This window comes from Cupriavidus sp. SK-3, from assembly GCF_000611145.1.
In the GTDB taxonomy this organism is placed as follows: domain Bacteria; phylum Pseudomonadota; class Gammaproteobacteria; order Burkholderiales; family Burkholderiaceae; genus Cupriavidus.
In genome coordinates, this window is the sequence record NZ_JFJV02000083.1 from 23,834 (window position 1) to 47,933 (window position 24,100).

The 24,100-nt window shown below is 67.8% G+C and carries 22 protein-coding genes; 9 read left to right on the top strand and 13 right to left on the bottom strand.

Annotated features, from left to right (window positions below):
* Positions 1–11: 11 nt before the first annotated feature.
* The 3 genes from CF70_RS08895 to CF70_RS08905 all read right to left on the bottom strand — a co-directional run bounded on the left by CF70_RS08895 (position 12) and on the right by CF70_RS08905 (position 3,867).
* The gene (locus CF70_RS08895; protein ID WP_051648170.1) at positions 12–1,754 is read right to left on the bottom strand and encodes a long-chain fatty acid--CoA ligase; all 1,743 of its coding nucleotides are present in this window, start codon (positions 1,752–1,754) and stop codon (positions 12–14) included.
* 45 nt (positions 1,755–1,799) lie between these two features.
* Positions 1,800–2,792, bottom strand: a complete 993-nt coding sequence (locus CF70_RS08900) for a tripartite tricarboxylate transporter substrate binding protein (protein ID WP_035863187.1) — start codon at positions 2,790–2,792, stop codon at positions 1,800–1,802.
* 70 nt (positions 2,793–2,862) lie between these two features.
* Positions 2,863–3,867, bottom strand: coding sequence for a tripartite tricarboxylate transporter substrate binding protein (locus tag CF70_RS08905; RefSeq protein ID WP_035863189.1), 1,005 nt, complete (start codon positions 3,865–3,867; stop codon positions 2,863–2,865).
* A 324-nt stretch (positions 3,868–4,191) separates the two neighbouring features.
* Between CF70_RS08905 and CF70_RS08910 the strand changes: the two genes are divergently transcribed.
* Positions 4,192–5,355 carry an AraC family transcriptional regulator gene (locus CF70_RS08910; protein ID WP_035863236.1) on the top strand — a complete coding sequence of 388 codons (1,164 nt, stop codon included), beginning with the start codon at positions 4,192–4,194 and terminating at the stop codon, positions 5,353–5,355.
* A gap of 190 nt (positions 5,356–5,545) precedes the next feature.
* Here CF70_RS08910 and CF70_RS08915 read toward each other — a convergent pair whose 3' ends face one another.
* The 7 genes from CF70_RS08915 to CF70_RS08945 all read right to left on the bottom strand — a co-directional run bounded on the left by CF70_RS08915 (position 5,546) and on the right by CF70_RS08945 (position 11,518).
* The gene (locus CF70_RS08915; protein WP_035863191.1) at positions 5,546–5,980 is read right to left on the bottom strand and encodes a universal stress protein; all 435 of its coding nucleotides are present in this window, start codon (positions 5,978–5,980) and stop codon (positions 5,546–5,548) included.
* 35 nt (positions 5,981–6,015) lie between these two features.
* Entirely contained in the window at positions 6,016–6,234 is a 219-nt protein-coding gene (locus CF70_RS08920) for a YdcH family protein (RefSeq protein ID WP_035863238.1), read from the bottom strand.
* A 134-nt stretch (positions 6,235–6,368) separates the two neighbouring features.
* Positions 6,369–7,613 carry a CaiB/BaiF CoA transferase family protein gene (locus CF70_RS08925; RefSeq protein ID WP_235184957.1) on the bottom strand — a complete coding sequence of 415 codons (1,245 nt, stop codon included), beginning with the start codon at positions 7,611–7,613 and terminating at the stop codon, positions 6,369–6,371.
* Positions 7,610–8,473, bottom strand: coding sequence for a MaoC/PaaZ C-terminal domain-containing protein (locus CF70_RS08930; protein WP_035863194.1), 864 nt, complete (start codon positions 8,471–8,473; stop codon positions 7,610–7,612). The genes CF70_RS08925 and CF70_RS08930 overlap by 4 nt, the downstream gene beginning before the upstream one ends.
* A gap of 4 nt (positions 8,474–8,477) precedes the next feature.
* A complete protein-coding gene (locus CF70_RS08935) occupies positions 8,478–9,392 on the bottom strand; it encodes an SDR family NAD(P)-dependent oxidoreductase (protein WP_035863195.1) in 915 nt (304 codons plus the stop codon).
* An 82-nt stretch (positions 9,393–9,474) separates the two neighbouring features.
* The gene (locus tag CF70_RS08940) at positions 9,475–10,431 is read right to left on the bottom strand and encodes a tripartite tricarboxylate transporter substrate binding protein (RefSeq protein WP_152561745.1); all 957 of its coding nucleotides are present in this window, start codon (positions 10,429–10,431) and stop codon (positions 9,475–9,477) included.
* A 100-nt stretch (positions 10,432–10,531) separates the two neighbouring features.
* Entirely contained in the window at positions 10,532–11,518 is a 987-nt protein-coding gene (locus CF70_RS08945; RefSeq protein WP_035863198.1) for a Bug family tripartite tricarboxylate transporter substrate binding protein, read from the bottom strand.
* Positions 11,519–11,710: 192 nt separating this feature from the next.
* On the opposite strand from CF70_RS08945, the gene CF70_RS08950 reads away from it, so the two are divergent.
* Entirely contained in the window at positions 11,711–12,613 is a 903-nt protein-coding gene (locus CF70_RS08950; RefSeq protein WP_035863199.1) for a LysR family transcriptional regulator, read from the top strand.
* Between the two features lie 139 nt (positions 12,614–12,752).
* Entirely contained in the window at positions 12,753–12,941 is a 189-nt protein-coding gene (locus tag CF70_RS08955; RefSeq protein WP_035863202.1) for a hypothetical protein, read from the top strand.
* Here the strand turns inward: CF70_RS08955 and CF70_RS08960 are convergent.
* From CF70_RS08960 to CF70_RS08970, 3 genes are all read right to left on the bottom strand, one after another.
* On the bottom strand, positions 12,924–14,252 hold the full coding sequence (locus CF70_RS08960) for a TldD/PmbA family protein (RefSeq protein ID WP_035863203.1): 1,329 nt from the start codon (positions 14,250–14,252) through the stop codon (positions 12,924–12,926). The two genes, CF70_RS08955 and CF70_RS08960, sit on opposite strands and share 18 nt — an antisense overlap.
* Positions 14,252–15,685, bottom strand: coding sequence for a TldD/PmbA family protein (locus tag CF70_RS08965; RefSeq protein ID WP_035863204.1), 1,434 nt, complete (start codon positions 15,683–15,685; stop codon positions 14,252–14,254). Before CF70_RS08965 ends, CF70_RS08960 begins: the two co-directional genes overlap by 1 nt.
* A 198-nt stretch (positions 15,686–15,883) precedes the next feature.
* The gene (locus tag CF70_RS08970; RefSeq protein WP_051648171.1) at positions 15,884–16,855 is read right to left on the bottom strand and encodes a tripartite tricarboxylate transporter substrate-binding protein; all 972 of its coding nucleotides are present in this window, start codon (positions 16,853–16,855) and stop codon (positions 15,884–15,886) included.
* 525 nt (positions 16,856–17,380) lie between these two features.
* Between CF70_RS08970 and CF70_RS08975 the strand changes: the two genes are divergently transcribed.
* The 6 genes from CF70_RS08975 (at position 17,381) to CF70_RS09000 (ending at position 24,077) form a co-directional block, all read left to right on the top strand.
* The gene (locus CF70_RS08975; protein ID WP_035863206.1) at positions 17,381–18,550 is read left to right on the top strand and encodes an acyl-CoA dehydrogenase family protein; all 1,170 of its coding nucleotides are present in this window, start codon (positions 17,381–17,383) and stop codon (positions 18,548–18,550) included.
* Between the two features lie 11 nt (positions 18,551–18,561).
* Positions 18,562–19,761: a CaiB/BaiF CoA transferase family protein gene (locus CF70_RS08980; RefSeq protein ID WP_035863207.1), complete on the top strand. Its 1,200-nt coding sequence runs from the start codon at positions 18,562–18,564 to the stop codon at positions 19,759–19,761.
* A 123-nt stretch (positions 19,762–19,884) separates the two neighbouring features.
* Entirely contained in the window at positions 19,885–21,267 is a 1,383-nt protein-coding gene (locus CF70_RS08985) for an MmgE/PrpD family protein (protein WP_035863210.1), read from the top strand.
* A 26-nt stretch (positions 21,268–21,293) separates the two neighbouring features.
* Positions 21,294–22,142, top strand: coding sequence for an HpcH/HpaI aldolase/citrate lyase family protein (locus tag CF70_RS08990; protein ID WP_035863211.1), 849 nt, complete (start codon positions 21,294–21,296; stop codon positions 22,140–22,142).
* Positions 22,139–22,993 carry an FAS1-like dehydratase domain-containing protein gene (locus CF70_RS08995; RefSeq protein ID WP_035863213.1) on the top strand — a complete coding sequence of 285 codons (855 nt, stop codon included), beginning with the start codon at positions 22,139–22,141 and terminating at the stop codon, positions 22,991–22,993. The genes CF70_RS08990 and CF70_RS08995 overlap by 4 nt, the downstream gene beginning before the upstream one ends.
* A 76-nt stretch (positions 22,994–23,069) precedes the next feature.
* Positions 23,070–24,077, top strand: a complete 1,008-nt coding sequence (locus tag CF70_RS09000) for a tripartite tricarboxylate transporter substrate binding protein (protein WP_051648172.1) — start codon at positions 23,070–23,072, stop codon at positions 24,075–24,077.
* The last annotated feature ends 23 nt before the right edge of the window (positions 24,078–24,100 follow it).

A 24,100-nucleotide genomic window follows, 5' to 3' on the forward strand; every position in this document is an offset into this window, starting at 1 on the left:
TCTTGTAGCGTTCAGGCCGCGCGTCCGGCGGCTTCCGGTTGCGGCGGCGGGTCCTGATCTTGTCCCTGCTCCTGCAGCGCCCGCCACTGGATCTTGCCGGTGGCGGACTTGGGCAGGGCATCGACGAAAGTGACGATGCGCGGCACCTTGTAGGCGGCCAGGCGCTCGCGGCACCACGCCATGATCTGCTCGGCGCTGGCCTCGGGCGTGCCGCGCGCGCCCGGCTTGAGCGCCACCACCGCCTTCACGGTCTCGCCCCGGCGCGCATCGCGCGCGGCGATCACGCAGGCCTCGTGGATGGCGGGATGCCCGTAGAGCAGGTTCTCCACCTCCGCCGGCCAGACTTTGAAGCCGGACGCATTGATCATGCGCTTGAGCCGGTCGCGCATGAAGAAGTAGCCTTCGGCATCCATGAATCCCAGGTCGCCGGTGCGCAGGAAGCGCTTGCCATCGATCTCGACGAACGATTCGGCATCGGCCTGCGGGTTGCGCCAGTAGCCGCGCATCACCTGCGCGCCGTGGGTCACGATCTCGCCCAACTCGCCCTGCGGCAACTCGGCCAGCGTGTGCGGGTCGATCACGCGCGCGTCCACGCCGAAGGTGGCGATGCCCAGGCATTCGCGCTTGGGCCGGTGGCGCGGGTTGGACAGGAGGAAGGCGGCGGTTTCGGTCAGGCCGTAAGCCTCCACGTAGGGCAGCCCGAAGCGCTCCTGCAGCATGGTCGCCACGGCGTCGGGCATGGCGGCGCCGCCGCCGCCCAGGTAGGCGAGGCTGGAAAGATCGCGCCCGGCGATGCCGGGCTGCGCGAAAAAGTCCACCAGCATCGCGGGTGGGGCGCCCCACGTGGAAACCTGGTAGCGCTCGATCAGGTCTGCTGCCAGCGCGCGATCCCAGCGCGGCAGCAGCACAATGGTGGCGCCCAGGTAAAGCGGTGCATGGATGCCGTTCTGCATCCCGAGCAGGTGGAACATCGGCGCGACCGACAGCGACACGCCTTCCGGGCTGGCGCCGCGCCACAACTGCGAGCCCACCGCGGCGCTCATCAGCGATCCGTGCGTATGCATGCAGCCCTTCGGGTTGCCGGTGGTGCCGGATGTGTAAGCCAGCATGCACAGGGTGTCGTAGCCAGCCTGGTGCTCGCGCGGGACATGGCCCGCGGCGTCGGCCTGCGTCCACTGCGCCAGCGTGGCGTTTTCCGGCACGGATGCGGGCAGCGGGGCGCGCTCGTGAAGCCAGGCGGGTATGCCGTCGGTGCCGCAGGCGCTGTCGAGCATATCGCCGTACTGGTGCACGATCACATGCGGCAGCCTGCCGCCATGCAGCGGCGCGATGCGCGGATACAGCTCGGCCGCGACGAAGGCCGCCACCGCGCCGCTGTCCTCCACCACATGCTCCAGTTCGCCGGTCAGCCACATCGGGTTGGCCGGCACCACCACGGCCTCGGCGCGCAGGATGGCGTAGTACGCCACGATGAACTGCGGGCAGTTCTGGCTGAACAGCACCACCCGGTCACCCGGCGCCACGCCAGCTTGCTGCAGGTAGCCGGCCATGCGTTCGATCTGCGCGTGCAGGCTGGCGTAGGTGATGGGGGTATGGAGGTACTGGATCGCGGTCTTGCCGGGATAGCGCCGGGCGGCGACCTCGACGTTATAGACCAGGCTGGTGCGTGGAACACGCACCTCGGCCGGCATCCCGGGCGGCCAGAAGGGGGAGCGGAAGGCCGGAGAGGGAGAAGGGCAAGCAACTTGATTCATGGCGAACACAAAGTAAGGAAATCGCCGGCCGCCGCCGGCTCGGCTCTAGTCAAGGCGGATATTCCGGGTGCGGATGACCTTGCCCCAGCGCGCGTAGTCGCTGCGCATGGTGTCGCCGAAGGCGTCCGGCGTGCTGCCCATGAGCACCACGCCCATCTCGCTCATGCGGCCGCGCACGGCGGGCATCGCCAGCACGCGGTTGACGTCGGCGGAGAACTTCTCCACCACCGGGCGCGGCGCGGCGGCCGGCAGCAACAGCCCGAACCAGCCCATCGCATCCATGCCCGCGATGCCGCACTCGCGGAAGGTCGGCACGTCCGGCAATTGCGGTGCGCGCGCCGGCCCGGTCACCGCGAGCGCGCGCAGCCGTCCGGTGGCGGTGTGCGGGCGGGCGCCCATGACGGAGATGATGGCGGCAGGCACCTGGCCGCCAAGCAGGTCGTTCAGCTCGGGCGCCTCGCCTTTGTAGGACACATGGGTCATGTCGAGCCCGGCGGCATCGTTGAAGACTTCCCCGAAAAGATGGCCGCTGGAGCCGGTGCCGAAGGAGCCGTAGTTGAATTGCTTCGGCCTGGACTTCACCAGCGCGATGAACTCGGCCAGCGTGGTAGCGGGCACCGAGTTGTGCACTGCGAATACCAGGCTGGTGGTGCCAAGGTTGGACACCGGCGCAAAATCGCGCACCGGGTCGAAAGGCGCCTTGGCGTACAGGCTCGGCGCCTGGACCAGGGTGGTGATGGTCAGCAGCGCGGTATGGCCGTCGGCATCGGCCTTGGCCACCGCGTCGGCACCAATCATGCCGCTGGCGCCGGGGCGGTTTTCCACCACGATGGGACGCTGCCACATCTTGCCAAGCGGCTCGGCAATGGCGCGCGCCAGCACATCGGTGGCACCGCCCGCCGGATAGGGCACGACCAGCCGCACCGGCCTGGCCGGGAAGCTATCTGCGCGGGCCGGGCGCAAGCCTAGCCCGAGGCCACCGGCGGCGAGGGCGCCGGCTCCGATCTGCTGCAATGCCTTGCGGCGCGTGTGCTGCATCGCTGCTCCTGTTAGGTCGGTTCCAGAGGGGGGCGGAGAGGGCCGGAGAATGCCGGAGAATGCCGCCGGCTCAGTCGAGCCGGATATTGAGTTTGCGGATCACGCCGGCCCAGTAAGCCTGGTCGGCACGCGCCACCTCGGTGAACTCCTGCGGCCGCGACCCTTTCACGATCACGCCGAGGTCGGTCATGCGCTGCTGGATATCGGGGCTGGCCAGGATGGCATTCACATCCGCCGAAACCTTGTCCACGATGGGCCGGGGCGTGCCGGCCGGGGCGAACAGGCCGAACCAGCCCGGGCCGTCGAGGCCGCGGTAGCCCAGTTCCTGGAAGGTCGGCACATCCGGCAGCAGGGGCGCGCGGGTGCTGCCCACCACCGCCAGCGCGCGCAGCTTGCCAGTCCGCAAGTGCGGCTTGATTCCCATCACGGAAATCGTGCCCAGCGACACCTGGCCACCCAGCAGATCGTTGAGCAGCGGCGCCTCGCCTTTGTATGGCACATGGACCATGTCCAGGCCGGCGGTGCCGGTGAACACCTCCATATAGAGATGGGCACCGCTGCCGGTGCCGTAGGTGCCGTAGGAATAAGCCTTGGGACGGCTCTTCGCCAGCTGCACCATCTCGGCAAGGTTGCCTGGCATGGACGAGTTGGCAGCCACCACGAGGTGCGTGGTCGCCAGTTCCGACACGGCGGTCAGGTCGCGCACGGGGTCGAAGGGCGGCTTGGCGTACTGGCTGGGCAATTGCACCACGCTGGTCAGCGTCAGCAACAGCGTGTAGCCGTCGGGAGCGGCCTTGACCACCGCGTCGGCGCCGATCATGCCGCTGGCACCGGGGCGGTTCTCCACCACCACGGTGCGTTGCCACTGCTGCCCAAGCGGAGCGGCAATGGCGCGCGCGAGCACATCGGTGGCGCCACCGGCCGGATACGGCACGACCAGACGCACGGGCCGGGCCGGATAACCGGACGCCCCGGTGCCTTGCGCGAGCGCGCTGGCCAGCCCGGCGAAGCCGCCGCCCGCGGCCAGCGAGGCCGCGCCAAACCGCAACAGGGTCCTGCGACGTTCTGACTGCATCCTGCCTCCCATCGTTGAAGCGCCCGCCACGCCCCAATGGCCTGGTGCCGGCAAGAGATGAGATTGCGCGATGCTGCACTGCGTGGACAATGACCATTCGGCCCAAAATGATTGGCCGAATCGCTCAGGAAAAAGCCTGCCTTTGGTAAATCCGGATTGTGCAGGTGCGCCGCATCGGGCTAACTGGCGAGCATGGCCGGCAGAGAACCGGCACCGAACCGGTACATGACGGGCAACGATCCGTCCGTGCGCCTGGCGCGCTGCGGTGCAGCTAAAGCGCGGATGGCCGGACTGACCGGGGTGTCCAACGAGGACAAGGAGACCATGCATATCGCCGTACTCAGAGCGCCCGCGCCTTCATCGATGCCGGTGCCGCTGGGCTCCCGCCCGGCCGGCGCGATGGCCGCGCGGCTGCCGCGCGTGCACGAGGCGCCGCGCGCCGGCCAGCCGCCCGCACGCCATACCATCGCGGTCCTGCAAGTGCACCAGATCATTCAGGGGGCGAGGCGCCTGGGCTGCGACATCGACGCCTTGCTGCGCCGCGCGGCCATCTCGCCGGCCTTGCTGCAATCGCCCAGCGCGCGCGTGACCCAGGGCCAGTTTGCCGCGCTGATGCGATCCATGCGCCGCGTCATGCGCGACGAATTCTGGGGATTGCTCAGCCGACCGGTGGCGCCGGGCGTGTTCGCGCAGGCCTGCCAGGCACTGATCCATTGCGCCACGCTGGAAGACGCCCTGCACGCCGGCCTGCACCAGTACCGCCTGCACCTGGACGATTTCGTCCCGCGGTTGCAGCAGCGCGGCGGCGTCGCCACCCTGCTGCTGCTGCCGCGCGCGCCCGCCACGCCCTGCCGGCACTACGCGGAATCCACTTTTGCCTTCCAGGCGTACGGCGTGGCCAACTGGCTGGCGGCGCGGCGCATCCCGCTCGCCGGCGTGGACATGGCCGCGTCGGCCACGGGCCAGACTGGCGGACAGGCCCGCCTGACGGACACCGAACGGGTCTTCAACACGCGGGTCCGCTACGGCCAGCCGTACACCGCACTGCACTTCGATGCCGGCTGGCTGCGCCTGCCGGTAGTGCAGGACGCGGGCAGCCTGCGTGAGTTCCTCCATGACACGCCGCGCAACCTGCTGACCCGCTACCGCGACGACTCCTGCCTGGCCGAGCGTATCCGCCGCCACCTGCGCTGCCACCTGGACGGCGAGTTGCCCTCGCTGGAGCAGATGGCCGAGACGCTGCGCCTGACGCCGCAAACGCTGCGCCGCCGCCTGCGCGACGAAGGCCGCGGCTACCAGAGCATCAAGGACAGCCTGCGCCGCGATGCCGCCATTGCCTTCCTGGAACACACGGACTTGCCGCTGCAGCAGGTGGCGCTGCGCGTAGGATTCTCCGAGCCCAGCACCTTCCACCGGGCATTCAAGAAATGGACCGGCGTGGCGCCGGGGGAATACCGGCAGCGGCAGATGATGGAATGCACGGCCTGAGCCGCCGGGAGATGGCCATATGGCCCGGGCGCCGGATGGTCCGCAGGGGGACAGCGTGAACGAGGGGGAGGTGGAAGCGGTGGTGGCGGTGGAGGGAGTAGCGGAGCCGCGTTGCACAGGGGCGGTCCGCTGGCATTGACCTTCCGATACGCTGCGTCTCACCCGCAAGCGGGCGAGACGCCAGCCGCGCTCAGCGGAACACCACCACCGGAATATCGCTATGTGTCAGCACTTTCTGCGTCTCGCTGCCGAGCAGCAGGCCGCTGATGCCGCGCCGTCCATGCGAGGCCATGAAGATAACGTCGCAACCCAGCTCTGTCGCCATGGCGATGATGCCCCGATAAGGCGCGGCCGCAATGGAGGTGGCACCTGTACACGGTACGCCCGCCTGCGCAGCGGCGGCTTCGATCTTCGCCAGTTCCTCGCGCGCTGCCGCCTCGATGCGATGCTCGAAAACCGATCTCTTCTCATGGCCCGCGTCGCTGGACTGCAGGAAGGGATATTCCTCCAGGCAGATGTAGGGCGTCAGTTTGGCGCCGGTCGTCCGTGCAAACTCGATGGCCGCCGGGGTTGCCTTTTGCGAGAGTTCCGACCCGTCAACGGGAAGCAGGATGTGTTTGAACATGTGATGGCCTTTGGTTGGCGGAGATGGAATTGGCGTCAGGAAGCCGAAGCCTTGCGCAGTATGGCGTAGAGCTGGTCCTTCAAGTGTAGCTTCTCCTTCTTGAGGACTTCAATGGCGACGCCATCGGCGGGCACCACGCCCGCCTCCATGTTCTTGATCTCCTGGTCCAGCTCGTTGTGGCGGGAAAACAGCCGCGCGAAGTGGGCGTCTTGTGTTTTGAGGATGGATATCTGGTCGCGGAATTCCGGGAACATGGGCCTCACCTTGGGTGGGAGTTGGAAGGCTTGCACTTCAGGAACATTCTGCCGGGAACCGGCCACGCGTGGATTGATATGGATCATGTCCGGTGGACAAGCAACCGGCGGCAACGCCGGCCCGCGCCGCCCCCTCAAACCACGCCCTTCCCCCGCAACGCCTCGATCCTCTCGGCCGACATCCCGAGAATCTCGCCCAGCACCGCCTCGGTATGCTCCCCCAGCCGCGGCGGCGCCGAGTCGTACCGCACCGGGGTAGCCGACAGCCGTAGCGGGCTCTTCACCGTGGGGCACACACCGCCGTCGCTGCGCAGCATATCCACCTGCAGCTCGCGATACCGGACCTGTGGATCTTCAAGCACCTGCGCATAGTCGTTGATCGGCCCGCAAGGAATCCCCTCGCGCTCCAGCGCTTCCACCCATTGCGCGGTAGTGCCCGTGCGCATATGGGCCTCCAGCAGCGGCACCAGCATGTCGCGATTGACGATGCGGCCCGTGCCGGTGGTGAAGCGTTCGTCCTGCGCCAGGTCCGGGCGCCGCACGCCGCGGCAATATCCCTGCCACTGCCCGTCGTTGCCGGCCGCCACGATCATGTACCCGTCGGCGGTGGCAAACACGTGATACGGCACCATGTTGGCGTGCGCGTTGCCGAAGCGCTGCGGCGTCTTGCCGGTGATCTTCTGCGCAAGGATGGGCGTGGCGCCGACCGCGACCACCGCATCGAGCAGCGCCATGTCGATACGCTGGCCTTCGCCGGTACGCTCCGCATGGCGCAGTGCGGCCAGCACGGCCACGGTGGCATACATGCCGGTGAGCATATCCACCACGGCCACGCCAACCTTCTGCGGGCCGCCGCCGGGCAGGTCGTCGCGTTCGCCGGTAATGCTCATCAGCCCGCCGATGCCCTGGAAGATGAAGTCATAGCCCGGCTTGTGCGCGCTCGGGCCCTCCTGCCCGTAGCCGGTGATGGAGCAATAGACCAGCGACGGGTTGATGGCCTTGAGGCTGTCGTAGTCGAGCCCGTAGCGCTTCAGGTCGCCGACCTTGTAGTTCTCCAGCACGATCTGCGATTTCGCCGCCAGCTCGCGCACGATGGCCTGCCCTTCGGCGCTGGCGATATCGAGCGTGACCGAGCGCTTGCCGCGGTTGGCGCCGGCGTAGTAGCTCGCATCGCGAGAGGGTTTCCCCTCCCCGTCCGGCAGCCAGGGCGGGCCCCAGGAACGGGTGTCGTCGCCCACGCCGGGGCGCTCCACCTTGATCACCTCGGCGCCGAGATCCGCCAGGTTCTGCGCGCACCACGGGCCGGCCAGGATGCGGGAGAGGTCCAGCACGCGTACGCCGTCAAGCGCGCTCTTCATTGTTGTTGTCGTTGTCGTCATGCACGGAACTCCGCTACGCCGTTGCTGAGCACGGTGACGTCGCGCGCGGGCACCCGAGCGTCGAACAGCACGCGGCCGGCGCCTTCGCGCCACATGCGCACTTCGAGGGTTTCGCCGGGAAATACCGGCCGGGAGAAGCGCACGTTGAGCTCGAGCAGGCGGTCGCCATCGCCATCGGCAAGGGTATCGACCAGCGCACGGGCGGCAACGCCATAGGTGCACAGCCCATGCAGGATGGGCTTGTCGAAGCCGGCGGCGCGCGCCACTTCGGGATCGGCGTGCAGCGGGTTGGGATCGGCATTGAGGCGGTAGAGCAGCGCGGCTTGCGGCAGGATCGCCAGGCTGCGCTGCGCGTCCGGCGCGCGTACTGGCGCTGCCGGAAGCGCCTCGGGCGCGGTATCGCCCTGGCCGAAGCCGCCATCGGCGCGGCAGAACGTGGTGTGGTTCACGGTGGCCAGTTCGGCGCCGGTGGCGTCGTCCACCAGTGTGCGTTCCACGATCACCAGCGCGCCCTTGTCGGCGCCCTTGTCGATCACATGCGTCACCCGTGCGCGGGCGCGCACGGTACCGGCCGCCGGCAGCGGACGATGCAGGCGCAGGCGCTGTTCGCCGTGCACGATGCGGACCCAGTCGATGCCGCTCTTCGGGTCCTGCATCCAGAAGCCAGGGTAGGCCAGCACCACGGCCAGCGTGGGAAACGCCTTGAGCCGCGCCTCGTAGACGTAGCGCAACTGGCGCGGATCGGTGGGTTGTTCGCCCAGGCCAAGGCCCAGCGCGTAGAGGATGGAATCCTTCTCGCCGTAGGTCTGCCTGACCTCCGGAAAGTCCCAGTTCTTGATGCGTTCGTAGTCGAGCGGCATGGCGTCAGATCGGGTCCCAGTTGATCACGTCGGGTGAGCGTTCGAGCTTGAAAAAGCTGTTGCGCATGGCGGGGATGGCGATCTCGGCGATGGATTCCGGGGTCCAGCCTTCGCTCATATGCACCGAGCGCACCGGACGCGGCTGGCTCATCAGCATGATCTCGTTGGCGCGCACGGCAAAGATCTGCGCATTGACTTCATGCGCGGCATCGCTGGCGAGGAAGGCGGCCATCGGCGCTACCTTGTTGGCTTCCATCTTTTGCAGCTTGAGCACGCGGGCTTTCTCTTCCGGGGTCTCAGAAGGAATCGAGCTGGTCATGCGGCTCCACGCGAACGGCGCGATGCAGTTCGAGCGCACGTTGAAGCGGGCCATATCCAGCGCGATCGACTTGGACAGCGCGGCAATGCCAAGCTTGGCGGCCGAATAGTTGGCCTGGCCCAGGTTGCCGATCAGGCCGGAGGTGGAGGTCATGTGCACGTAGGCGCCGCTCTCCTGGTCCTTGAAGTGGTTGGCGGCGGCGCGGCTGACAAAGAACGTGCCGTTGAGGTGGACGTCGATCACCGAGCGCCATTCCTCTTCGTTCATCTTGAAGAACATGCGGTCGCGCAGGTTCCCGGCGTTGTTGACCACGGCGTCGATGCGGCCGAAGTTGTCGATCGCGCATTGCACGATGGCGTTGGCGCCCTGCCAGCTCGACACGCTGTCGGTGTTGGCCACCGCGATGCCGCCGGCGGCAACGATCTCGTCGACCACGCGCTGCGCGGGTCCGGCATCGCCGCCTTCGCCGGTGAGCGATACGCCGATGTCGTTGACCACCACCTTGGCGCCGGCCTTGGCCAGTTCCAGCGCGACGCCGCGCCCGATGCCACCGCCCGCGCCGGTCACCAGCGCTACCTTGCCTGCCATCATTCCACTCATGCTTTGACTCCTGTCTACAGATTTGTACGGATTTGCTCGGCCGCCTGGCGCTCGCCAGGCCGGGTATTCAGTAACCGACGTTTCACTCCAGCCGCGCGCCGGACTCCTTCACCACCTTGCTCCAGCGCGCGATCTCGGCATCGATATGCGCGCCCAGCGCGGCCGGCGTGGAGCCCACCGGCTCGTAGCCGTTGGCCGCCAGGTTGGCGCGCAGGTCGGGCTGGGCCAGCACCGCCGCGATCTCCTGGCTGAGCCTGTCGATAATTGCCGGCGGCGTGCCGGCCGGCGCCAGCACCGCGTACCAGCCGTTGATGTCGAAGCCCGGCACGCCGGCCTCGGCCAGCGTGGGCACCTCGGGCGCCAGCGTGGCGCGCCTGGCGCTGGTCACGGCCAGCGCTTTCAGGCGCCCGCTGCGGATATGCGGCATCGAGGTGGAGATGCTGTCGAAAGTCAGCTGCACCTCGCCCGCCAGCATGGCGTTGACCACCTGGGCGCTGCCCTTGTACGGCACATGGGTCATCTTGACGCCGGCCAGGCTGTCGAACAGTTCGCCGGCCAGGTGGCCGGTGTTGCCGTTGCCGGCGGAGGCGAAGGTGAGCTGTCCCGGCGCCGCCCTGGCCGCGGCGATCAGCTCCGGTACCGCCCTGGCCTTCAAGGAGGGGCTGCCGGCCAGGATCAGCGGCAGGTTGGCCACCAGCGACACCGGCGCGAAATCCTTGCGCGTGTCGTACGGCAGCTTGGGATAGAGGCTGGCGTTGATGGCATGCGCGGCCAGCACCACGATCAGCGTATTGCCGTCCGGCCTGGCGCGCGCGAGTTGCTGGCTGGCGATGGTGCCGCCGGCGCCGGGGCGGTAGTCGAGCACCACCGGCTGCCCGAGGCGCTCCTGCAGCTTGGCCGCCACCGGGCGCGCCAGCAGGTCGGCGCTGCCGCCCGGCGGATAGGGGATCAGCAGCTGGATCGGCTTGCTGGGCCAGGTGTCGGCGAAGGCAGCTGCGCTGGCGCCCAGCAGGGCCGCCGCGAAGGGGGCGATCAGCATGCCCCGGAGCCATGACCTGCGGTGGCGCGCTTTCGATGTTTCCATCAAGCCTTGTCCCCTTGTTGTGTCGTGATCATGCGCGCCGTTGCGCGGCACGCCTTCATTGCTGCGGAATGCCCGTATCCTTGACCACCTTGGCCCAGCGCACCCGCTCCGCGTCGATAAACTTGCCGAAATGCGCGGGTGTGTCGCCGCCCGGCACACCGCCCAGTTCGGCCAGGCGGGTCTTGACTTCGGGCTCGGCCAGGATGCCAGCCACCGTCTTCTGCAAGCGCGTGACAACTGCCGGCGGCGTGCCGGCCGGCGCCACCAGCCCGAACCACGCGGTCACCTGGAAATCGTCCAGCCCGGCCTCCTTCATGGTCGGCACGTCGGGCAACTCGGCCACGCGGGTGGCGCTGGTCACGGCCAGCGCGCGCAGCTTGCCGGACTGGATATGCGGCAGGGAGCTGGGCAGGTTGTCCACCATCATGGTCACCTGGCCGGCGATCAGGTCGGCCACAGCCGGAGCGGCACCCTTGTACGGCACATGGATAATGTCGATGCCGGTGCGCTTCTTGAACAGCTCGCCGGACAGATGCACCGACTGGCCGGTGCCCGAAGAGGCGAACGACAACTTGCCCGGCTGGGACTTCGCCAGCGCCACCAGTTCGGCCACGTTGCGGGCGGGCACCTTGGCGTTGACCACCAGCACATTGGGCACCGATACCACCATGGTGACCGGCGTGAAGTCCTCGGCACGGTAGGGAAGTTGCTTGTACAGACCGTAGTTGATGGCATTGGGGCCGATATTGCCCATCATCAGTGTGTAGCCGTCCGGCGCGGCCTGGCGCAGCGCCTGCACGCCGACGATGCCGGCGGCGCCGGCCCGGTTCTCCACCACCACGGGCTGGCCCAGGATCTCGCCCAGCCGCTTGCCGACGAGGCGCGAGGCGATATCGGTGGTGCCGCCCGCCGCCGCGGGCACGATCAGGCGCACGGGCTTGTCGGGATACTCGGCGGCGGCAGCGCCGGCGCTCATGAATGCCAGGCCCAGCATGGCGGCCAGGGCCGCCCGCCTGCGTGCGCTGTAGCGCCGAACTGTCATTTGTCGTCCTCCTGTGCGGCTTGCGGCGGTGCGGGAATTCCGCCCCGCTCGTACGAGCCTATCCGGTATTCGCCCGCGCAATACGGACGAAGCGGCCTTTCCGGTTCTATTGCCACCGCGAATACGATAAATTGATGGCGGGGACATTGCTATTCACGATTCACAATAGAGGCCTTTGGCCCAGCGAAACACATGCATTACGACCTGACCGACCTGCGCCTCTTCCTCAACGTCGGCGAAACCGAAAACCTGACCCGCGCCGCCGAGCGCAGTTTCCTTTCCCTGCCCGCTGCCAGCACCCGCATCAAGCAGCTGGAAGAAGCCTTTCAGACCCAGTTGCTGATCCGTCAGGTCAAGGGCGTGCGCCTGACGCCCGCCGGCGACGCGTTGCTGCGCCATGCGCGGGAAGTGTTCCGCGAACTGGAATGCCTGCACTCGGACCTGCGCCCCTACGCCAAGGGCGTCAAGGGCCGCGTGCGCCTGCTGGCCAACACCACCGCCACCAACTCCTTCCTCGCCACCGCGCTGTCGCGCTTCCTGGCCGAGAACCCGGACGTGGACATCGAGCTGGAAGAGCAGCTTTCCCAGGCCATCGTCTCGTCCATCAGCGCCGGTGCGGCGGACCTTGGCATCGTCGCCGGCGAGGTAGCCACCAATGACCTCGAAGTCATGCAGCTATGCAGCGACGAGCTGATCGTGATTGCGCCGGTCAACCACCCGCTGCCGCAGTTCACCAGCCTGCATTTCGCCGACCTGCTGGATACCTGCCGCTTTGTCGGCCTCAACCAGTTCAGCGCGATCCAGTCTTTCCTGGACCGGATCGCCAGCGGCATGGGCAAGCGCATCAGCCTGCGGATCCAGCTGGGCAGCTTCGACGCGGTGTGCCGGATGGTGGAAGCGGGCGCTGGGATCGCCATCGTGCCCAACAGCTGCGCGCGGCGCTATGCAAGCCGCAAGGTGCTGCGGTTTATCCCGCTGGAAGATGAATGGGCGAAGCGCGACCTGCGCCTGGTGCGGCGGCCGGGAAGGGAACTGCCGCAGTTTGCGGAGACGCTGATCCAGTATTTGACGGAGGCGGCGCGAGAGCCGGTTTGAAAAATGCCGAGCCTTTCGGGGTGGCCGCAGACAGATTCGCGAAGTGGACGATAGGTTGAATGCGGGGTAAGTTCGGCCATCCAGCAACCATCCGCATAAAACAATCGTGAAACGCTCAGTCAAACCATCCAGTAGTCCGATGAGTGACGTTGCCAGCGATAGCGCCCAACGGCAAACCATCGCGCTGCTGAACATCCTGGCCCTTGGCTCGAGCGAGATCGCTCAGGGCAAGCTGACGGCTGCCGCGAACGTCTTCGGCGAACTAGACCGGCTGGATAAGGAAGACGGCGCATGGAGGCCGCCAATGCGCTCAGAGCGTCAACGTTAGTTTTCCAGTCAGCGCGCCAGGGAGCAGGGCGGAGTCGGTCTGCCGCTCCCCATACGTACTGCTCGACACCCGCAACTGCCGCTCGCTCGTCAGCGCCTCCAGATGCTCGCCCAGGAAGCTGTAGATGCTGTCGTCGAACCGCATCGTGCCCAGCGGCGCCTGGATGCGGCCATCCTCCACCCAGAACGTCGCGAAGCGTGTCATGCCTGTCATGCGGCCCGCCGGCGCATCGGACCAGTTCAGGTACCAGAGATTGCCGATATAGAGACCCGTGCCCAGGGCCGCCAGCACGTCGGCCTGGGCCAGTTCGCCTGCGCCCATCGCAAGGGATAGCGGCATTTCGCGGGCACTGGCGCAATTGGCAGCCAGATCGTACTCGCGCGCGCTGCGCGGATAGACCAGCCGGCCGGCAGGTTGTCCCGCGCTTACCAGCGTGACATCGCTGCGCGGAATGCCTTCCGGCCCGAAGGCGGGCGCCAGCATGCCGCTCGCGCGTTCGTCCAGATCCAGCAGACGGCTAAGACGGGCGCCGCCGTCATACAGGCGCTGCAGCGGACTTTCCTTCTGCGCCAGCGCGCGGGCCGAGAAGCCGCCCCATGAGAGCATGCCCGCCACCTCCTCGAGCGCGGCGGGGGCCAGATAAGCGCGGTAGTCGCCCGGCGACAGGACGCGCTGCGGCTGGCCCAGGTGTTCCAGCTGCTGGCGCGCATCCGCAAAGCGGCTGGCAAACTCCGCCGCGTCCCAGCGCGCGCCCGCGTAGTCGGCCTTCACCGCCTGACCGTTGGCATGGAACAGGCTCCAGTCGAAATGGAAGCCCTGCGCGGCATGCCAGCCGAAGGCGCCGAAGCTGTTGGCAAAGCCCCGGTACAGCGGGCCGGCGGCATAGATGCCCACCAGGTCGAGCCCATGCGCGGCTGCCTCGATCTGCGCCAGTACCTCCGAACTGTCTGGCGGCGCTGCCGCATTGGCCAGCACGCGCTGCCACGGGTCGCGCTCCAGCAGCAGGTAGGGGTCGGGCTGCAACTGGGCAATTGCCTCACGCAGTTGCAGCAGCCCATCGGCAAGGCGCTGGCGATCGGTCGCCGGCTCGCCGGACAGCGCGATGCCGATGTCGGCATGACGGCCTTCGCGAACCAGCTTGAGGCTCGCCGTGGCTTGCCGCACCTGCCCGGCCTGGCGCACCCGCGCCCGGTTGAAGCGAATGAACTCGGACGCCTCGGCGCTGTACCACAGGGTGAAGGCTTCACCCTCGCCCAGCGCGGCGCGCACATCTTCGGCAAGCGCCGCGAACAACGATTCCGCATCCGCCATCACGCGGCCCCTCCAAAGACTTCCACTTGCCGGAACACGCAGGCCGGCGATGCATGGCCAACGCGCACCACCTGGTTGGGCTCGCCCTTGCCGCAGTAAGGCGTGCCATGCACCTCGAAGGTACTGGCGTCGCCCACGGCAGCCAGGCTGCGCCAGAAGTTGGCGGAAACGCCGCGATAGTTCGGGTTCTTGACCACGCCCTTAAGCTCGCCGTCTTCGATCAGGCGCCCCCATTCGCAGCCAAACTGGAACTTGTTGCGCGCATCGTCGATGGACCATGAGCGGTTGGACGACATCAGGATGCCGCGCTCGATGCCGCCGACCAGTTGCGCCATGGTGCGGTCGCCCGGCTCCAGGTTGAGGTTGGCCATGCGATCGATGGGCGGCCGGTTCCAGTTGCAGGCCCGGCTGTTGGCCACGCCCGGCAGCCCGCTGCGCCACTGCGACAGCGCACCGCCCAGCGGGCGCAGCAGCAAGCCATCGCGGATCAGGAACTCCTTTTGCGCGGGCTGGCCCTCGTCGTCGTGGCCGTAGCTGGCCAGTTCCTCGGGGATGCCGGGGTCGAAGCTGATATTGAGCAGGGGCGAGCCATATTGATAGCGGCCGAAGTCCTCCAGCCCGATAAAGCTGGTGCCGGCATAGTTGCGCTCGTCCCCGAGGATACGATCCAGTTCCAGCGGATGGCCGATGGATTCGTGGATCTGCAGCATCATCTGGTCCGGCATCAGCAGCAGGTCGGTGGCGCCGCTGGGGGCATTGGGTGCCAGCAGCAACTGCAGCGCCTCGTCCGCTACACGGGATGCGGCGCCGGCAAAGCCGAGGCGCGCCATAACCTCGGCGCCGCCCTGCTGGCCGCTGCCGAAGCCGCCGAAGCTGCGTGTCTGGCTGTCGCTGCCGTCGAAAGCGGTCACGCTGATGCCGGGGTAGACAAAGCGCAGCGCCTGCCATTGCTCGGCGCCCGCGCTATTGAGGTAAAGCTGCTCGTGGCGCTGGTGATCGAGATAGACGATCCAGTTCACCAGACGCGTATCGGCGGGCACGCTGGCGGAGACCTCCGCCAGCAGCGCGAAGCGCTCGGCGAGTCCTGGGAACGGGCCGTGCAGGCCGGGGGATTCGTAGCGGGCGTGGCCTGTCGGCGGTTCCAGTCCGCGCAGGTCGACCAGGCCGTGCGCGGCGATTCGCCGGGCGAACGCTTCGGCGCTGTCGAGCGCGCCCTGCAGCCCGGCCAGGCTGAGATCGCTGGTGGCTGCGTAGGCTTCCACGCCATCCAGGCGCACGCTGAGCATGGCGCCCATGTCCTGCGTCAAGGAGGGCGGCTCGGCGATCCCGCGCCGCAGCATGCAATGCTCGCCGGTCTGCCTGACAAGGCGCAGCGAGTGAAACCCGACGCGGGTGGTTAGCGCGGCGAAGTGCTGTCTGGCGCGATCGAACAAGGGGTGCTCCTGGCACGGTTCCGGACGAGTCAGCCTGCCGCGGTGGCGTTCACACGCCGGCAGCGATGACCGATGAACCGGAAATCTTACTATCTTTGCACTTCGCCGAGGCTGGCAGCCGCCTTGCCAGCAACCTCACCTGGGAAGGCGCCACGCGCCGTCGCCATCCCCGTGGCGGGCAGCGCGCGGCAGCCACCCTCAATCCGCCTGCACCCCCGCCGCCTTGATGATCGGAGACCATTTCTCGATCTCCGACTTCAGCCACGTACGCAGCCCTTCCGGCGTCTGCTTGTCCTCCGGCACGATCTCGGCCCCCAGATCGGCAAGCCGCGCCGCCACCGCCGGATCCTTCAACGCGGTGCGCAGCGCCCCGTTGAGCCGGTCGATGACCGCCGGCGGCGTGCCGCGCGGCGCGTAGATGCCGTGCCAGACCTTGACCTCGAAGCCCTTGATCCCGCTTTCCGCCAGCGTTGCGGTGTCAGGCAATGCCTTGATGCGCGAGGTGGTGGTGACGCCGTAGAGCCTGACCTTGTCGGCCTTGATATGCGGCAGCGTCTGGGTGGTCTGGTCGCACAGGATATCGACCTGGCTGCCCAGCAGGGCCGTCATCGCTGGCGCGGTGCCCTGGTAGGGAATCGCGGTGAGTTCGACGCCGATGGCTTTCTGGAACAGCATGCCGCACAGCTGCGAGACGGCGCCAAGCCCGGCATTGGCCAGGTTGACCTTGCCCTGGTTCTGGCGAATGTAGGTGATCAGTTCCGGCAGCGTCCTGGCCGGCAGGTCATGACGGCCAAGCAGGGTCATGGGCACGTCGGCCACCTGGCCGACGAAGCTGAAATCCGTCAACGGCTTGTAGGATAGCTTGCTGTACAGCGCCGGCGCGGTGGCCATGCCGTTGTGGTGGATCAGGATGGTGTAGCCGTCCGGCGCGGCCTTGGCCACGTAGGCGGCGGACACGGTGCCGCCCGCGCCAAGGCGGTTCTCCACCACCACGCTCTGGCCCAGGGTCTTCGACATGGCCGCGGCCATGGTGCGCGCCACCACGTCGGTGGGGCCGCCCGCCGCAAAGGGCACCACCATGGTAATTGGCTTGGCGGGATAGGCATCGGTGGCGCGCGCCGGGGAAGGCAGCGTGAGCGTGAGCGCCGCGCCCAGCGCGGCCAGCGCCATCCAGCGCCAGGGCGCCACTTTTGCGCGGGTCCGCACTGCATTCCCGCCACCGGCCCGCCACGCTTGACCCTGTTTCTTGCTACCTGCCATGATTTTTGTCTCCTTGGACTAAGTTGGCCGGCTGATGCCGGCTCGCGCTCGCCTGCGTCGGCCCGTGGGCGGGCACGCGCGGCGTTGTGTTTGCAGGCAAGCGTGGCGACAAAGCGATGCGCATGCAATACGGATTTGCCTAAGGGTGGGCAAGGCAGGCCGGAAGGCGCCGGTGCCGTGGCGCCGCCGGGCAAGCACGGGTGCCAGAAAGCGCACACAGCGGCTTATCCCCGCGCCCTCCTGTCGCTGTCCTGCCCCTATATGACCCCCTGGCCATCCGCTTCCGGGGGCGCTAAGCCGCTCTTTCGCAAATCCGAATTACCGCGCGGCAGGCCCTCGGGAATAATGGCCGCAAGCTGAATCCAGTATCGTCCGTCGTCCGTCGCGTCCGTCATTCCGCTGACTTCCATCATTTCCACAACGGGGCCCCATTTCATGTTCGCAGAACAATCGCACGACCAGCCGTATCCCGACATCCGCGAGGCCGTGCGCGCACTGTGCGCCGGCTTCGACTCCGCGTACTGGCAACGCGTGGAGGAGCAGAACGCCTTCCCGGAAGAATTCGTCATCGCGCTGACCAAGGCCGGCTGGCTGTCGGCGCTGATCCCCGAGGAATTCGGCGGCTCGGGCCTGCCGCTGACCGCGGCGTCCGTCATCATGGAAGAAATCAACCGCAACGGCGGCAATTCCGGCGCCTGCCACGGCCAGATGTATGTGATGGGTTGCCTGCTGCGCCACGGCTCAGAGGCGCAGAAGCAGCGCTGGCTGCCCGGCATCGCTTCGGGCGAGCTGCGCATGCAGTCGATGGCGGTGACCGAGCCCACCACCGGCACCGACACCACCAAGCTCAAGACCACCGCTGTCAGGAAAGGCGACCGCTACGTCATCAACGGCCAGAAGGTGTGGATCTCGCGGGTGCAGCATTCGGACCTGATGCTGCTGCTGGCGCGCACCACGCCGCTGGACCAGGTCAAGCGCAAGTCGGAAGGGCTGTCGGTGTTCGTGGTGGACCTGCGTGAAGCCATCGGCAAGGGCCTGACCGTGCGGCCCATCCGCAATATGGTCAACCACGAGACCAACGAACTGTTCTTCGACAACCTGGAGATCCCAGCCGAGAACCTGATCGGCGAGGAAGGCAAGGGGCTCAAGTACATCCTTGACGGCCTGAATGCCGAGCGCATCCTGATCGCTTCCGAATGCGTGGGCGACGGCTACTGGTTTATCGAGCGCGCCAGCGGCTATGCGCGCGAGCGCATCGTGTTCGACCGCCCCATCGGCCAGAACCAGGGCATCCAGTTCCCCATCGCGCGTGCCTATGTCAACGTGGAGGCCGCCAGCCTGATGCGCTACAAGGCCGCCGCGCTGTTCGACGCCGGCAAGGCCTGCGGCAAGGAGGCCAATATCTCCAAGCTGCTGGCGGCCGATGCCTCGTGGGAAGCGGCCAACGTCTGCCTGCAGACGCATGGCGGCTTCGGTTTTGCCGCCGAATACGATATCGAGCGCAAGTTCCGCGAGACGCGCCTGTACCAGGTGGCGCCAATCTCCACCAACCTGATCCTGTCGTATGTGGCCGAGCACGTGCTCGACCTGCCGCGTTCGTTCTGAGGCCCACGCATATGCTCGCTTCGCACCAGGGCATCCGCCCGCTGGACGGCATTCGCGTCGTCTCCCTCGAACATGCCGTGGCCGCGCCCTTTGCCACGCGCCAGCTGGCCGATCTCGGCGCGCGCGTGGTCAAGGTGGAGCGCCCCGGCGTGGGTGATTTCGCGCGCGGCTACGACGAGACCGTCAATGGCCAGGCTTCGCACTTCGTCTGGCTCAACCGCGGCAAGGAGAGCCTGACGCTCGACCTCAAGCAGGACGAGGCGCAAGCCGTGCTGCACCGCCTGCTGGCCGATGCCGACGTGCTGGTGCAGAACCTGGCTCCCGGCGCGGCAGCGCGCATGGGACTGGATTTCGATACGCTGCACCCGCGCTACGGCAAGCTGATCGTCTGCGATATCTCGGGCTACGGCGATGCCGGGCCCTATCGCGACAAGAAGGCGTATGACCTGCTGATCCAGGCCGCAGCTGGGCTGATCGGCATCACGGGCAGCGCGGACGAGCCATCGCGCGCGGGCATTTCGATTGCCGACATCGCGGCCGGCATGTACGCCTACAGCGGCATTCTCTCCGCGCTGCTGCAGCGCGGGCGCACGGGCCAGGGCCTGCGCGTGGAAGTGACCATGCTGGAGGCGCTGACCGAGTGGATGAACTACGCGCTGTACTTCGGCCACTATGGCGGCAACGCACCGGCGCGCTTCGGCGCCTCGCATCCGGCCATCGCGCCTTATGGCGTGCACCGCACCGGCGACGGCGGCAGCGTGATCTTCGGGCTGCAGAACGAGCGCGAATGGCAGGCCTTCTGCAACAAGGTGCTGGCGCAGCCCGAATTGCTAAAGGACGAGCGTTTCTCCTCCAACTCGGGGCGCGTGAAGAATCGCGGCGAACTGACCGCGCTGATCGAGGCACGCTTCGCGCCGATGACGGTGACGCAGGTGGAAGCGCTGCTAGACGAAGCGCAGATTGCCAACGCGCCGATGAACGATATCGAGGCCGTGTGGAACCACCCGCAACTGGCGGCACGCGGGCGCTGGCGCGAGGTGGCCAGCCCCGGCGGCCCCATCGGCGCGCTGCTGCCGCCGGCCAACCTGTCGGGTGTGGAACCGGTGATGGGCGACGTGCCGGCGCTCGGCGCGCATAGCGCGGCCATCCTGGCGGAGCTGGGCTACGGCGCGGACGAAATCGCCAGGATGGCGGACAGCAAGACGATTTGAGCCTCAGAACCAGGCCATGACGCCTGCGTGCGATTTCGCGCAGGCGTGGCTCCCCTCTCCCGCTAGCGGGAAGGGGAGGAACAGACAGACAAACAACCACCCCGAACACCGTCCGGAGCCGGCATGAGCCAAGCCACTGACCACACCTACCCTACCCGCCAGCTGTGCGAGTTCCTGGCCCGCTTCACGCTGGCCGACGTGCCCGCCGAAGTGGTGGAGCGCACCAAGGACCTCTTCCTCGACTGGATCGCCTCGGCCATCGCCGGCAAGGACGCTCCCGCCGTGCGCAAGCTGCAGGAGTTCGTCGCCGCGATGGGCCCGCAGCAGGGCCCGGCCGAAGTGCTGGTGGACCGCCGCCGCACTTCGCCCTACTTCGCCGCGCTGATCAACGGCGCGTCCTCGCACGTGGTGGAACAGGACGACGTGCATAACAGCTCGGTGCTGCATCCCGCAGCCGTGGTGTTCCCCGCGGTGATCGCCGCCGCCCAGGCTGAAGGCAAGAGCGGCGCGGACGTGCTGCTGGCCTCCATCGCCGGCTACGAAGCGGGCATCCGCATCGGCGAATTCATGGGCCGTTCGCACTATCGCGTGTTTCACACCACCGGCACCGTCGGCACGCTGGCGGCGGCCGCGGCCGTGGCCAAGCTCTACGGCATGGATGCCGAGGGCATCAACCAGGCGCTCGGCTCGGCCGGCACCCAGGCCGCCGGCCTGTGGGAATTCCTGCGCGATGCCGCGGACTCCAAGCAACTGCACACCGCCAAGGCCGCCGCCGACGGCCTGATGTCCGCGTGGATTGCACGCGCCGGCTTCACCGGCGCCAGGCGCATCCTGGAAGGCCCGCAGGGCATGGCCGCCGGGATGTCCAGCGACGCCAACCCGGCCGCGCTGACCGACGGCCTGGGCACGCGCTGGGCCACCGCCGAAACCTCCTTCAAGTTCTTCGCCTCGTGCCGTCACACGCACCCGGCGGCCGACGCGCTCAAGGACCTGATGCTGCGCGAGAAACTCCGCGCGGACCAGATCGCCAGCGTGACCGCGCACGTGCACCAGGGCGCCATCGACGTGCTTGGCCCGGTGACCGATCCCAAGACCATCCACCAGGCCAAGTTCTCCATGGGTACGGTGCTGGGGCTGGTGGCGGTACACGCGCATGCCGGCCTGGGCGAATTCGAAGACCATGCGCTGCAGGACGCAAAGGTAGCCGCCTTCCGCGACAAGGTGGAGATGGTGCTGGACGACGAGATCAATGCCGCCTACCCGCGCCAGTGGATCGGCCGCGTTACGGTGAAGACCACCGACGGCCGCACGCTGGCGGGCCGCGTGGATGTGCCGAAGGGCGATCCGGGCAATACGCTGTCGCGCCCGGAACTCGAAGCCAAGGCGCTGCAGCTGGGCGCCTTCCGCCACGGCGCGGGCGAGGCCGAGATGCGTGCGATCATTGCCCGCGTGTGGGCGCTGGAAAAACAGGCGAACGTCAACGACTGGCTGCCCGTAGTCAAGTAACGCCCCATCCTGACGAGACCCCCTTCATGTCCACTGCCATCACTTACCTGTTCGTGCCGGGCGACCGGCCCGAACGCTTCGACAAAGCGGCCGCCGCCGCGCCAGACGCGCTGATCCTCGATCTCGAGGATGCCGTGCATCCGGACGCCAAGCCAGCCGCGCGCACGGCCATTACCGCGTGGTTGCTTGAACGTGGCGCACAGGCGCAGGCCTATGTGCGCATCAACGACACCAGCTCCGCCGCCTTCGCCGCCGATATGGACTGGCTGCGCGCGCTGCCGTCCGACGCGCCGCTGGCGGGACTGCTGGTGCCCAAGGCCGAAGACCCGGCCGCGCTTGGCGAGATCGCCCGGGCGCTGGCGCAGGTCAACCCGCAAGGCCGCATCGTCGCGATCATCGAAAGCGCCCGCGGGCTGCACGGCATCGATGCGGTCGCCACCGCGCGCGGCGTGTCGCGGCTGGCTTTCGGCTCCCTGGACTTCGCCGTGGACCTCGGCTGCGCCCATACGCGTGAAGCCTTGCTGATGGCGCGCTCGCGCATCGTGCTGGCCTCGCGCGTGGCGGCACTGCCGCCGCCCGTGGATGGCGTCACCACCGCGCTCAAGGACGAAGCCGTGCTGGCCGACGACGTGGCGCACGCGCGCGCGCTCGGCTTTGCCGCCAAGCTGTGTATCCACCCCGCCCAGCTTGCCGCGGTGCGCGCGGGCTTCCTGCCCACGGCGGAGCAACTGGACTGGGCGCAGCGCGTGCTGGCCGCCACCGCCAGCGGCAGCCACGCGGTACAGGTCGACGGCAAGATGGTCGACCGCCCCGTCATCGAACAGGCCCGGCGCATCCTCGCGCTGGCAAACCACCCCGCAGCGGACCAGCCATGACCCAACTCGAAACCCTGCGCGCCTGGATCGGCCGTAGTGAAAGCCGCACCGAGACCCTTGCCCCCGAGCCCGTGATCGGCCTCGCGGCCACCCTGGACCTCGATGGCGAAGCGCTGGTGCGCGGCCCGCTGCCGCCGCTGTGGCACTGGCTCTACTTCCTGCCGCGCGCGCCGCAGCGCGAGCTTGGGCGGGACGGCCACCCGGCGCTGGGTGGCTTTATGCCGCCGGTGCCGCTGCCGCGCCGCATGTGGGCCGGCGGCGAGCTGGATTTCCACAAGCCGCTGCGGGTGGGCGATACCGTCACCCGCACGTCCACCGTGCGCAATGTCGAGCACAAGAGCGGGCGCAGCGGCGAGCTGTGGTTCGTCACCGTGGAACATGCGCTGACGGTCGACGGCGAGACCGCGCTGAGCGAGCGTCACGACCTGGTCTACCGTGCCATGCCGGAACCGGGACAGCCGCTGCCGCCGCGCCCGCGCCTGGCGCATCAGGCCCAGTGGCAGCGCCAGTTGCGCGCCGACCCGGTCATGTTGTTCCGCTTCTCCGCGCTCACCTTCAACGGCCACCGCATCCACTACGACCACGACTATGTGCGCGACGTGGAAGGCTACCCCGGCCTGGTCGTGCACGGCCCGCTGCAGGCCATGCTCACGCTGGACCTGCTGGCGCGCGAGATGCCCGGCGCCACGGTGCGCCGCTTCGGCTTCCGCGGGCTGGCGCCGATGTTCGATCACGACCTGGTGACCGTAGGCGGCACGCTCGATGCCGCCACGCCTGGCAAGGTCTCGCTGTGGACCGGCGACGATGCCGGCGGCCAGTCGATGGAGGCATGGGCCGTGGTGGAGAGCTGACCGGCACGCTGGCGAAGGACAGCAGGACATCTGCAACGCAGGGGTAACGGGGAACCACATCAACAGGAGCATTCCGATGCATGCAGTCCGCAACACCCTGCCCGACATCCGGCGCAGAATCCGGCACATCGCCAGCGCCGTCATCGTCCTGTGCGGCGCCACGGCTGCGCTCGCGCAGCCAGCGCAGCAAGCCCAGTCCTACCCCACCCGCCCGGTGACGCTGATCGTGCCCTACGCGCCCGGCGGCACCACCGACGTGGTGGTGCGCCAGTTTGCCGTGGCCTTGCAAAAGGCGCTGGGCCAGACCGTGGTGGTCGACAACAAGCCCGGCGTGGCCGGCACCATGGGCGCGCTCGCGCTCATGCAGGCGAAGCCCGACGGCTATACGCTCTCGATGATGCCGGTGACCGTATTCCGCCAGCCCTTCATCCAGAAGACCGCCTTCGATCCGGCACACGATTTCACCTACCTCTCGCGCATCACCGGCTACACCTTCGGCGTGGTAGTGCGGGCCGATTCACCGTGGAAGAACTGGAGCGATTTCCTGCGCGACGCGCGCGCCCGGCCGGGCACCGTCAGCTACGGCTCGCCGGGCCAGTTCAGCTCGCCGCATATCACCATGATCGAGCTGGTCACCAAGGAAAAGCTAACGGTCAACCACGTGCCGTTCAAGGGCGATGCCGATTGCCTGAACTCGCTGATGGGCAACCATGTGCAGCTTTGCGCGGCCGGCAGTTCCGCCGGCACGCTGGTCGATGCGGGCAAGCTGCGCTGGATCAACCTGTGGACGGCGCAACGCTCGCCGCGCTGGCCCGACGCCCCTACGCTGCGCGAACTGGGCTACGACATCGTCTCCAACTCGCCCTACGGCGTGGCTGGCCCAAAAGGCATGGACCCGAAGGTGGTCGGCATCCTGCAGGATGCGCTGCGGCGGGCTGCCGAAGACCCGCAGCATCTTGCCGCGCTAAAGCGGCAGGATCAGGACCTGATGTACCTGGACAGCGCCGGCTACACCCGCTTTGCCATGCAGCAGATCGCACAGGAGAAAGCGCTGGTGGAACGGCTGGGCATCAAGCCCGATTGATCCGATTGATCCGATTGATCCGA

Bases quoted from the DNA above. Each gene is read 5' to 3' on its own strand.
- CF70_RS08895 (WP_051648170.1), bottom strand. From the start codon at position 1,754: ATGAATCAAGTTGCTTGCCCTTCTCCCTCTCCGGCCTTCCGCTCCCCC.
- CF70_RS08900 (WP_035863187.1), bottom strand. From the start codon at position 2,792: ATGCAGCACACGCGCCGCAAGGCATTGCAGCAGATCGGAGCCGGCGCC.
- CF70_RS08905 (WP_035863189.1), bottom strand. From the start codon at position 3,867: ATGCAGTCAGAACGTCGCAGGACCCTGTTGCGGTTTGGCGCGGCCTCG.
- CF70_RS08910 (WP_035863236.1), top strand. From the start codon at position 4,192: ATGCATATCGCCGTACTCAGAGCGCCCGCGCCTTCATCGATGCCGGTG.
- CF70_RS08915 (WP_035863191.1), bottom strand. From the start codon at position 5,980: ATGTTCAAACACATCCTGCTTCCCGTTGACGGGTCGGAACTCTCGCAA.
- CF70_RS08920 (WP_035863238.1), bottom strand. From the start codon at position 6,234: ATGTTCCCGGAATTCCGCGACCAGATATCCATCCTCAAAACACAAGAC.
- CF70_RS08925 (WP_235184957.1), bottom strand. From the start codon at position 7,613: ATGACGACAACGACAACAACAATGAAGAGCGCGCTTGACGGCGTACGC.
- CF70_RS08930 (WP_035863194.1), bottom strand. From the start codon at position 8,473: ATGCCGCTCGACTACGAACGCATCAAGAACTGGGACTTTCCGGAGGTC.
- CF70_RS08935 (WP_035863195.1), bottom strand. From the start codon at position 9,392: ATGAGTGGAATGATGGCAGGCAAGGTAGCGCTGGTGACCGGCGCGGGC.
- CF70_RS08940 (WP_152561745.1), bottom strand. From the start codon at position 10,431: ATGCTGATCGCCCCCTTCGCGGCGGCCCTGCTGGGCGCCAGCGCAGCT.
- CF70_RS08945 (WP_035863198.1), bottom strand. From the start codon at position 11,518: ATGACAGTTCGGCGCTACAGCGCACGCAGGCGGGCGGCCCTGGCCGCC.
- CF70_RS08950 (WP_035863199.1), top strand. From the start codon at position 11,711: ATGCATTACGACCTGACCGACCTGCGCCTCTTCCTCAACGTCGGCGAA.
- CF70_RS08955 (WP_035863202.1), top strand. From the start codon at position 12,753: ATGAGTGACGTTGCCAGCGATAGCGCCCAACGGCAAACCATCGCGCTG.
- CF70_RS08960 (WP_035863203.1), bottom strand. From the start codon at position 14,252: ATGGCGGATGCGGAATCGTTGTTCGCGGCGCTTGCCGAAGATGTGCGC.
- CF70_RS08970 (WP_051648171.1), bottom strand. From the start codon at position 16,855: ATGGCGCTGGCCGCGCTGGGCGCGGCGCTCACGCTCACGCTGCCTTCC.
- CF70_RS08975 (WP_035863206.1), top strand. From the start codon at position 17,381: ATGTTCGCAGAACAATCGCACGACCAGCCGTATCCCGACATCCGCGAG.
- CF70_RS08980 (WP_035863207.1), top strand. From the start codon at position 18,562: ATGCTCGCTTCGCACCAGGGCATCCGCCCGCTGGACGGCATTCGCGTC.
- CF70_RS08985 (WP_035863210.1), top strand. From the start codon at position 19,885: ATGAGCCAAGCCACTGACCACACCTACCCTACCCGCCAGCTGTGCGAG.
- CF70_RS08990 (WP_035863211.1), top strand. From the start codon at position 21,294: ATGTCCACTGCCATCACTTACCTGTTCGTGCCGGGCGACCGGCCCGAA.
- CF70_RS08995 (WP_035863213.1), top strand. From the start codon at position 22,139: ATGACCCAACTCGAAACCCTGCGCGCCTGGATCGGCCGTAGTGAAAGC.
- CF70_RS09000 (WP_051648172.1), top strand. From the start codon at position 23,070: ATGCATGCAGTCCGCAACACCCTGCCCGACATCCGGCGCAGAATCCGG.